Raw genomic sequence first — 415 nt, 5'->3', positions numbered from 1 at the left:
CGGGGACGGAGTGGGAGCGGCGCCGGGGGCGGCAGCAGTGGGGGCGCGACCGGCTCGGGGGGCCGGGGACGGGGCCCCGCCGGTGCGGAAGTTGGGGGCTGGTGCGGAGCGGGGCGCGGTCTCCGGGGTGCCGGAGTGGACGGACGCGGACGTGCGGGTGCGGGAGGGCGAGCGGTACGTGCGTCTCGCTGGTCAGGGGCGGTACGGCTTCGTTCACTCGTTCGAAGGAATGAGCGGCGTTCTGGAACTGTGCAGGGCCCGGGCCGTGTTCAACTCATTGCGCGGAGCCTTCCCCGGCGAGCGGCCCTTGCAGCTGGCGGCGGGGCTGTGGGCGGGGCAGCAGCGGTACGGCGGGGTCTGCCTACCGGGCCCCGTGGCAGGTGACTGGGCGGAGTTGCCGCGCACGGTGGGGCGG

1 protein-coding gene is annotated in these 415 nt (G+C 76.1%); it reads left to right on the top strand.

Features of this window, described 5'->3' with window-relative positions; translation table 11 throughout:
* Window positions 1–229 precede the first annotated feature (229 nt).
* Window positions 230–415 (top strand): hypothetical protein (locus SSBG_RS35120; protein ID WP_234010652.1); only part of this gene is annotated, 186 nt, incomplete at its 3' end.

The organism is Streptomyces sp. SPB074, from assembly GCF_000154905.1.
In the GTDB taxonomy this organism is placed as follows: Bacteria; Actinomycetota; Actinomycetes; order Streptomycetales; family Streptomycetaceae; genus Streptomyces.
Note: the sequence above shows the minus strand (reverse complement) of the source record. Positions and strands in the feature narration are given on the sequence as shown.